The organism is Planococcus sp. RAB007_Raresut (assembly GCF_057369535.1).
The window spans coordinates 1-247 of sequence record NZ_JBXYIF010000225.1 but is presented as its reverse complement, the minus strand read 5'-3'; the positions used below and the strand labels follow the sequence as shown (position 1 = coordinate 247).

Annotated in this window: 1 pseudogene; it reads left to right on the top strand. The window is 49.0% G+C overall.

The annotated features are described in order from the left end of the window. Positions 1-247: pseudogene (locus AC2Q9J_RS18360) on the top strand (GTP pyrophosphokinase); the annotation flags it as partial.

Genomic DNA, 247 nt, shown 5'->3' with positions numbered 1-247 from the left:
GCAGAAAAAGAAGCGGAAATTCAAGTCCGCTCCATCTTACAACATGCATGGGCAGAGATTGAACATGACCTCGGCTACAAAAATCCGAATGCCGTGCCGCCTGAAATTAAACGAAGTTTCAGCCGGGTCGCCGGACTCTTGGAGATTGCCGACTCCGAGTTCGTGAACATTCGAAAACAATTGCGGACATTCGAACAGGAGACGGTTGAACAGATTCTCGACTCCCCTGAAAAAGTGACCATCACAC